The organism is Caloranaerobacter longqiensis (assembly GCF_050286925.1).
GTDB lineage: Bacteria > Bacillota > Clostridia > Tissierellales > Thermohalobacteraceae > Caloranaerobacter.
Genome location: NZ_JBFWFX010000034.1, coordinates 1 through 7,466, shown reverse-complemented (window position 1 = coordinate 7,466; position 7,466 = coordinate 1). Strand labels below are relative to the sequence as shown.

Here is a 7,466-nt window from a genome sequence, read left to right as displayed (position 1 = left end):
GCTATCTGACATTCAGCAATTTCCTTTAAGTTTAAATCAACATCATCCCAACTCTTTAAAACAGGTTCGTTTGGAATTCTTACTCTTGCCATTCTAGTTTCCCCCTTTTAGATCATTATCTTCATCTTCAATACCTACATAAACAACATGTCCATCTTCACAATGGAAGAATACTCTGTCCTTTTCATAACAATTTGAAGCAGTCCCAACACTTATTAAATCCATATCGTTCATTAAGCATCCCCCTTTAAATTATTTCTCAATTTATCAAAAGCTCTGTCGAGTTCTTCTTTAGCTATGTAGTTCTTATCCACATAATCAACAATTCTATCCACTACAGTCTTTTTATCATCAAGCCCTTCAATTAAGCAGTTAATTGCCAATGTAACTTCTTCTTTAAGGTTAAGCATGCCCTGTCCCCCTTTAAGCTTTATATTAGATCATCATGATAGATGTTGCTTTTTTAAGAGTTTCTCTTGTGATAGTTCCATCTTCAACACTTGCTATATCAGTGCATTTTTTAAGGATTTTTGAAAGCCATCTAATTCCGCCTTTGGTAGTTCTAAGTACAAGATTTGTTATATCCTGTTTAGCACTTTCAGTAATATTAAAGCCGTCAAGTATATTCATTATCTCGTCTTTAGATAGACCTTGTGTCTTGTATAAATAGTCAATTCTCGAATCAATCTGTCCATAATTTTCTTTAATACTTCTTTTTTTGAGCTTATGCTCAACTATTGGAGGGCCAGCCATGATAAGACTGTTTCCATATTCTTTAGTCAAATCATGAATAGTTCTAATTATTTCAATCTTTCTGATTGAATTAGCTGGCATCAACTGTTCAACTTCATCTATAATGATTGTTTTTGGATTGATGCTCAAATTATCAACTATGCTGTACATCATGTCTCTTATATCAGTACCTTCAATTTCTGCTCCAATTTGTCTCCCAATTTCCTTAAGTAGCCCTTTAGCACTCATTAAACAGTCAGCTCTAATATATACTGCCTTTGGATTATTTTTAGCATACTCTTTTAAAGCTCTTGTTTTGCCAGTTCCTGCATTTCCAATTACAACACCTATCCCATTTATGCTTTCAGTTGCCATACAAAGTCCTATAATATTTTCAGCATCTCTGGTCCTTATAAAATCAAATGTGCCAGTAAAAGCAACTTGTTTAACTACTGGAGAATTAATTTGACTGTCCATGTACTCTTTTTCAAACTTTTCAAGCTCATCAATAAACTTTTCTGAAGCTTCGCCTTTCTTTCTGAATTTCCAGATTAGAGAATGAGAAACTTTTAATTTGTCTGCAATTTCTTTTTGAGAAATTCCTTTACGCTCAATTAAATCATTTAGAAACTCCTGTAATCTTTCAACTCTGCCAAAATCAATATTAGTAGCAGCCATTCCCATAATCGAACCCCTCCTATAAAGTATTTGAATTTTCAAAGAAACCTTCACTTAATTTTGAAAAGAAATCAGTTGCCGCCGCATCTTTACTGCTGTTTTTAACTTCTTTGAGCTGCTTGCCTTGATGTGTTTGTCTATTGAGTCTTATAACCTTATTCATTTTACTTCTCTTAGAATTTTTCCCAACAACTATATCAAGAAGTTCTTCATCGTCTATATAATCTTCAAGCATCATACGTCTTACATCTTCAGTAGTTATACCGTAGCTTTCAATTTCTGCTTTAAGCTCTTTACGAGCTTTAGCTTGTTTCTTACGCCATTCTGCAACTTGTTTTTCGGTAGCATTCATTTCAAGAAGCTCTTTATTTTCAGCTATACAGATAAGCTCTCCATTGATATATACATATATCTCTCCGACATTGTTTGGATCAAATCTAATAGTAGCTTTTTTGCCAATATGAGGAATAAGCTCATCCGACCAGAACAATCTATTAAACCTCTGAATTCCTTGTGGAGTTATTGAAGCGTTTTCTGCTTTCATAAGCAGTATGTCGAGTTCTTCAGGAGTAGGCATATCATCTCTTATCTTGATATTGTTTGTGTAGACATTTAGAGGAGTGTCTTTTAATGCAGAATGTACTGTATTGTTGTAGCTGTTTATATATCCTTCAACTACTTCAGCAAGCTGCTGCATTGTCAGCCCTATAACTGGTATATCCTTTTCCTTGTGGTTGTATGGTCTATCGTCAATTTCAGTTCCGCAAAAGCCTACTAAATACCTTGATAGGTTGTTCGTGAAAGTTCTAAACTGTCTTTCAATCGGCTTCGTCCACGGAAAATGTGGTGTTGCATATCTTGCTTCAACCCCCAGTGAAGCTAATAGCCCTTTAACCTCAAGAGAATAGTCAAATCTATTCGTCTTAAGTCCACCTGCAAAATGCTTTGACCTGTAATCTTTACCGTTATCAATGTACACTTGTTTAGGAAGTCCCATGATAGGAGAATTATCCTTTGGTAACACCGCATGCCTGAAAGCTAACCCTATCGTCTGTGAATTGCTGTATACCGATAAACACCATCCAACTATTGCTCTAGTTCTCATGTCCATCCAGCCTGTAAGCATTGGACGAATAACTTTTCCTTTGTGGTATATCTGAACATCCAATTTATGACCGTCTCCAACCCATATTTCATTAACAAACAGTGTAGATAAATCTCTCGTTGCTTTAGGCATTGCTTTCTTATTATATTCTTCAATGCCTTCTCGACCCATAATAATCATTGATTCAGGTATCCTGTTTATTTCTCTGTATATAGTGTCCTTTGATACTATTTCCCAGCCTTCTTCTTTAGCTTTTTTCAGGTACTGCCTATATACATGTATCTTTTTAGGCTTTATAGGTTGGAGAAAAACGCCTCTTATAAACTTGATAGCTTCATCACATAACTTTACTGACCTTCCTCGTCCTTGTCTTGGTTTTCTCAACAGACCAATCAGCCCTTTCTCTTCATATTTCTTTTTCCAGTCATACACAGTCCTTAAACTGGTATTATACTCTTTGCACAACTTTTCAATTTCTTCAACCTTCTCGCCGTGTTCAAGCTCTTTAACCTTTTCAATAATTTCAACCTTTTTAAGTGCCTCCAGCATTATCTTTTCAAACTTGTCTCCGTATATCTCTCTAAGTTCTCCGAGAGTATAGCTCTTTTTTTCATTATTGCCTGTATCCATCATTACTTCAACAGCACATTCATCAGCAGCCGCCTTCATCAGATACTCCCTCTGTTTATCTTCTGGCAGCGAAGTGATATCTATAAGATAAACCTTGCGATTTCTTTTAGTAACCTCTCTAACTCTAAATTCACCTTTTTTGGCTTTTTCTCTTATCCATCTATCTGTAACTCCATAAATTTCTGCGACGTCCTTAGTCGCAAGCCAAAGACTCACACATTATCCCTCCTTTATCTTTTGCTCCATCCGTGTTATAATGGAGGGGAAGAGTATATTTAAAGGTTGCTGGGATAAGCAGGGGAGGGAGACCCTTTTTACAACCTTTATATACTCTTCTCCTTTTTTGTGCTGCTTTCCGCTTTATCATAGTTTCCTCCCTCATACTACTTCTTTAAGGCTCTCGCTCTCTTCGTCGAGATTGAGCCTTTTTATTATTGCCTTTTTATATTTTCTTCCTGAACGATTTCCCCTAAGTATATCAGTCAAGTATGCTGGATGTACTCCTATATCTTTTGCTAACTCTTTTTGTGTCATATCCAGTTCTATAAGTCTTTTTTTAACCTTTACTCCAAATAGAGTAAGCTCTCTTCGTTTGCTCATCTTACTGTCCCCCTTTAAAATCAATTTTGCGAATTTTTGTTATGTCTAAACATCTCTTATTACTAAAATGACAGCTGGACCTTTTTCCTTAATTCTTTTATGACTGTTTTTCACTTGATACTGCTGATTTTTGTTCATCTTGAGTATGCTTACGTTCTTTCTTGATTGAAGCTCTTTTATAAGCTCTGAAGTTTTATAATCCTTAAGTCTTTTCCCAAATCCGAACATCTCTTTGTCCCCCTTGTTTGCAGAATCCATCTAATCCCTCCTAAATTGTACATTTTCATCTCCAATTCTTTTGCAATTCCCATCTTCGTACAATATAAAACCATCTTCAACTCCATGCCCACAACATGCAGATACAGCTCCCTCTATATATCCCAAGCATTGATCATAACCTTCAGCAGTTGGCATCTTCCCACACCTGGCACATGGTCTTTCATTTTTTATCGATTCTTTGGTATCGCTATACACCCACTCTGTACCATTCCATTCACAAAGATGTCCTCTAACATAGCTTTTAGCAGTCATTTAATATCCCTCTTTTTTAAAATTTAATCTGTTATAATTAAAATGACGGCAAGAGATATAAAAGTGAGCAAGAAATACACTAAAAAAATCGTTATAGATGTTCCTATCTTGGTGGAGGTAGAAACATCAGAACCTGTTCAAATTAAAAATTCAATTTCAAAGTATAGGTGTTTTAATTGCAATTCCCCTCTCAAAAGGGATGGCATTAAAAATTTTATAATTTGCCCAAACTGCAAAACCAAAAACCTCATAAAATAGGAGGAGGTGTTAACTCTTGCCGTCATTCTTACTTACTCTTCTTTAATCGTGTGGGTAATAGTCACAGTAAGTCTTGGTTGTTCACTGCTATAGTCAGGAAGTTTAATAGCACATTCTAAAGTTTCATGTTGTTTGATAGCACATCCTAAAGTAGTTGCTTCTTCATTCCCTCCAACAGTCTCATTCACTACCTCATAAAAGAGATCACATGCATCTTCATACTCCATATTATGTTCATCAGCAAATAACTTAATAGACTTAAAAACATCTTTCCTTAAGGCCGCTTTCTTAAGCACCATCTTACCCACCACCTTTCATCTCAGTTTCTATTTTGATAAAATTAGTATCAAAAGGAGGTGATGTAAATTGAATAAAGAAGAAAAATATATTGATTTTCTTGTCAATTCTAAATTAAGTAGTGCAATCTTTACTAAAATAGTTTCAAATGAAACCCTTGCTTTAGTCTTGCTCGATTTACTTATTAAAAAAGGTATTATAACAAGCGATGAATATCGAAAAGCAATAAAAGCTGCTCAAGATAGGTATATTAGAGATTTGCTTGATGGCTACATTGACAAATATGGTATCCCAGATAAAATTTCTTTTAACAGCTCTTCGCATAACAAATAAATTGATTTCCTTTGTAGACTTCGATAGTTTCATGATCTAAAGGTTTAATAACTACTTTGTGTCCAATATAAGGTATTAATTTTGCATCAAAGAAATATTTAGCTTTGTATGTTATTCCAATTGTAGTAACTACTTTTGTCACCAATTCACCACCTTTCTCTATAAACTTTTCAAAGTTCATCTCTTTAGGTGAAGCAGGACACCTATTTTCAGAAATGATATGTATAGATAATTCCTCTGGAGGGAATTATCTGAAGAGAGTTTATATATTTGCTGAATTTTTCTTATGAAATGTGATAAACTTTACTTATAATGCTTTATTTATTAATCATTCTATAAATAGTATATACCGTTTTTCATAATTTTACAAGAAAAAATTTAGTTATTTTTTAAATTTTTTTCGAATAAATTTTGGATATTCATAATACAAATATATAAATACTTTTGAAAGGAGGTGATTGATTGGAAATAAAAGATAGGATTAAACAATTGAGAAAATCTAAAAACTTAACATTAAAAGGACTAGCTGAACAAATTAATGTCGCTTACAGTAATATTAGCGATTGGGAAAGAGGAAGAGCTAAGCCAAGTGCAGATGCCTTAATTGCACTTGCTGATTTTTTTAATGTCACAACTGACTGGCTTTTAACTGGAAAAGGAAGAGGGCCAGAAGAAAAAGAAGAAAACAGAGAAGAAAATAAAGAAGAACAAAAAAAGAAAAAACCCGACATGATTTACTCTTTTACATTTGAAGCTCCTGAATCTGGTATTTCTCCAATAGAAGAAAATATTTATGAGCTTAAAAGAGCTATTAGAGATTATTTACAGAGCATTTGTAGAGTAAGTCATGAATCGGGCCAAGATGAAAATAATATTATAAAAGAAGATAGTATTGAAAAAGAAAAAAAAGTTATCCAATTAGCCAAGAAGCTGCAAAGTTATATTGAAAATTATATCGAACAACCGCTTACATCAGAGAGAAAAAAACAGCTGATCAATACTCTTACAGATGATGAAGTCTACCTACTTATAAATTACAGAAAACTTACAGACAAACAAAAAGGGAAGATAGAAGGAATCATAGAAACCATGCTTGATTACAATAAAAAAATAATGTCGTCTACCTTCACCAGTGGAGAAGAAAGTGTCACAAATGATCCATCAATAACTGCTTAATTTTGTACTTCCGATATTCCGATTAAAAATTAATATAAAAAATACTAATTTAGTCTCAATTATAGTTATTTCAACATTTTAACATAGTTCCGTTTTCTTTATAGAATAAATTTAAAAGTTCCTTTTAAAAATTATGAAATACACTAATTAATTTTTAATTTATTTCTGTTTTTCATAAAAAGCGTTACATAGTGTAACGCTTAATTTTTCAACGTCGTAACAAATTCGTAAAACCTATGTAACTTCATGTAACATCGTAAAATTTTATCGCATCATCATACCCGAAAGCATGTCCTAAAAAAATACTTTGCAAAATATCTTGAGAAATCTAAACTTCCCACTAAATAAAACAAAAATCCCTCTATGTCTTGTAATATCTCTGTTTGTCTCGTCTTATCCCACCTCATCACCCTTCGGGTATATTTGCAGATTAATTTGAGAAATAACATTGGTAGATAAATACTATAATATGAGTTCAATAGCATTAAGTATAATTATGATTGCTGATTCAGTTGGAGTTTTAATATCAGGAGTGTATCTTATTTTTAACCCTAAGATTAGACATCAAAGAGAATTTATATATATATTTCCATTGTTTTGTGGAATAGCATTAATAGTGATAGGGAATATAATTAATTTTTACATAACAGTTATTGTAATGTTTATACAAGGTTTTGTTTCTGGATTTGGTGAAATAAGTATGATGACGATATTTCAAGCAGAAATACCAGATAAACAGAGGGGGATGGTATTTAGTTTATATTCAATGATTATGAATGCTTTAGCTCCTATTTCATTATTTATATCAGGTTTTGTAATTCAAGCAGTACCAATAAGTATAATCTTGAGCATATGCGGGGTTATACTTGTGTTGGGTTCAATTTGGATGTGTTATCAGTTTGTTTTTAAAAAGAGATGTGAGCATGATACGGGAAAAATAATGTGATAATATTATATTCGTAGATGAAATAATTAATTTTGATAGCAATTCAAAAAATCCATATATAAGGTATTATAATGATTTAGAAGGAACAGATAACATAATCTGGTATGAGGACAGTAGAAGTGTTATAGAGAAAATAAACTTGGCTAAAGAATTTAAAATAGGTGGAATTTCATTATGGAG

General features: G+C 32.9%; 13 protein-coding genes. 3 read left to right on the top strand and 10 right to left on the bottom strand.

Features of this window, described 5'->3' with window-relative positions; genetic code table 11:
* Nucleotides 1-93: 93 nt before the first annotated feature.
* From AB4Y15_RS13500 to AB4Y15_RS13460, 9 genes are all read right to left on the bottom strand, one after another.
* The gene (locus AB4Y15_RS13500) at nt 94-234 is read right to left on the bottom strand and encodes a hypothetical protein (protein WP_427340868.1); all 141 of its coding nucleotides are present in this window, start codon (nt 232-234) and stop codon (nt 94-96) included.
* Nucleotides 234-410, bottom strand: coding sequence for a hypothetical protein (locus tag AB4Y15_RS13495; RefSeq protein ID WP_427340867.1), 177 nt, complete (start codon nt 408-410; stop codon nt 234-236). Before AB4Y15_RS13495 ends, AB4Y15_RS13500 begins: the two co-directional genes overlap by 1 nt.
* Nucleotides 411-435: 25 nt before the next feature.
* Nucleotides 436-1,416: an AAA family ATPase gene (locus AB4Y15_RS13490; protein ID WP_427340866.1), complete on the bottom strand. Its 981-nt coding sequence runs from the start codon at nt 1,414-1,416 to the stop codon at nt 436-438.
* Between the two features lie 13 nt (nt 1,417-1,429).
* Nucleotides 1,430-3,361: a Mu transposase C-terminal domain-containing protein gene (locus tag AB4Y15_RS13485; protein ID WP_427340865.1), complete on the bottom strand. Its 1,932-nt coding sequence runs from the start codon at nt 3,359-3,361 to the stop codon at nt 1,430-1,432.
* Nucleotides 3,339-3,512, bottom strand: a complete 174-nt coding sequence (locus AB4Y15_RS13480; protein ID WP_427340864.1) for a hypothetical protein — start codon at nt 3,510-3,512, stop codon at nt 3,339-3,341. The genes AB4Y15_RS13485 and AB4Y15_RS13480 overlap by 23 nt, the downstream gene beginning before the upstream one ends.
* Nucleotides 3,513-3,523: 11 nt before the next feature.
* Nucleotides 3,524-3,745, bottom strand: a complete 222-nt coding sequence (locus AB4Y15_RS13475) for a helix-turn-helix domain-containing protein (protein ID WP_427340863.1) — start codon at nt 3,743-3,745, stop codon at nt 3,524-3,526.
* A 45-nt stretch (nt 3,746-3,790) separates the two neighbouring features.
* A complete protein-coding gene (locus AB4Y15_RS13470) occupies nt 3,791-4,003 on the bottom strand; it encodes a BC1881 family protein (protein ID WP_427340862.1) in 213 nt (70 codons plus the stop codon).
* A complete protein-coding gene (locus tag AB4Y15_RS13465) occupies nt 4,004-4,276 on the bottom strand; it encodes a hypothetical protein (protein ID WP_427340861.1) in 273 nt (90 codons plus the stop codon). It lies immediately after the preceding gene.
* Between the two features lie 290 nt (nt 4,277-4,566).
* On the bottom strand, nt 4,567-4,833 hold the full coding sequence (locus AB4Y15_RS13460) for a hypothetical protein (protein ID WP_427340860.1): 267 nt from the start codon (nt 4,831-4,833) through the stop codon (nt 4,567-4,569).
* A gap of 67 nt (nt 4,834-4,900) precedes the next feature.
* Here AB4Y15_RS13460 and AB4Y15_RS13455 point away from each other — a divergent pair, with 67 nt between their 5' ends.
* Nucleotides 4,901-5,164, top strand: coding sequence for a hypothetical protein (locus AB4Y15_RS13455; protein ID WP_427340859.1), 264 nt, complete (start codon nt 4,901-4,903; stop codon nt 5,162-5,164).
* On the opposite strand, the gene AB4Y15_RS13450 is transcribed toward AB4Y15_RS13455, so the two are convergent.
* The gene (locus tag AB4Y15_RS13450) at nt 5,139-5,306 is read right to left on the bottom strand and encodes a Mu transposase C-terminal domain-containing protein (protein WP_427340858.1); all 168 of its coding nucleotides are present in this window, start codon (nt 5,304-5,306) and stop codon (nt 5,139-5,141) included. The genes AB4Y15_RS13455 and AB4Y15_RS13450 overlap by 26 nt on opposite strands.
* Before the next feature lie 320 nt (nt 5,307-5,626).
* Between AB4Y15_RS13450 and AB4Y15_RS13445 the strand changes: the two genes are divergently transcribed.
* Complete coding sequence (locus AB4Y15_RS13445; protein WP_427340857.1) at nt 5,627-6,340, top strand: helix-turn-helix domain-containing protein; 714 nt, start codon at nt 5,627-5,629, stop codon at nt 6,338-6,340.
* Between the two features lie 469 nt (nt 6,341-6,809).
* Nucleotides 6,810-7,286 (top strand): MFS transporter, encoded by a 477-nt coding sequence (locus AB4Y15_RS13440; RefSeq protein WP_427340856.1) that lies wholly within the window; start codon nt 6,810-6,812, stop codon nt 7,284-7,286.
* The last annotated feature ends 180 nt before the right edge of the window (nt 7,287-7,466 follow it).

What these genes read in the sequence shown, in the direction of transcription:
- AB4Y15_RS13500 (WP_427340868.1), bottom strand. Translation starts at nt 234, where the DNA reads ATGAACGATATGGATTTAATAAGTGTTGGGACTGCTTCAAATTGTTAT.
- AB4Y15_RS13495 (WP_427340867.1), bottom strand. Translation starts at nt 410, where the DNA reads ATGCTTAACCTTAAAGAAGAAGTTACATTGGCAATTAACTGCTTAATT.
- AB4Y15_RS13490 (WP_427340866.1), bottom strand. Translation starts at nt 1,416, where the DNA reads ATGGGAATGGCTGCTACTAATATTGATTTTGGCAGAGTTGAAAGATTA.
- AB4Y15_RS13480 (WP_427340864.1), bottom strand. Translation starts at nt 3,512, where the DNA reads ATGATAAAGCGGAAAGCAGCACAAAAAAGGAGAAGAGTATATAAAGGT.
- AB4Y15_RS13475 (WP_427340863.1), bottom strand. Translation starts at nt 3,745, where the DNA reads ATGAGCAAACGAAGAGAGCTTACTCTATTTGGAGTAAAGGTTAAAAAA.
- AB4Y15_RS13470 (WP_427340862.1), bottom strand. Translation starts at nt 4,003, where the DNA reads ATGGATTCTGCAAACAAGGGGGACAAAGAGATGTTCGGATTTGGGAAA.
- AB4Y15_RS13465 (WP_427340861.1), bottom strand. Translation starts at nt 4,276, where the DNA reads ATGACTGCTAAAAGCTATGTTAGAGGACATCTTTGTGAATGGAATGGT.
- AB4Y15_RS13460 (WP_427340860.1), bottom strand. Translation starts at nt 4,833, where the DNA reads ATGGTGCTTAAGAAAGCGGCCTTAAGGAAAGATGTTTTTAAGTCTATT.
- AB4Y15_RS13440 (WP_427340856.1), top strand. Translation starts at nt 6,810, where the DNA reads ATGAGTTCAATAGCATTAAGTATAATTATGATTGCTGATTCAGTTGGA.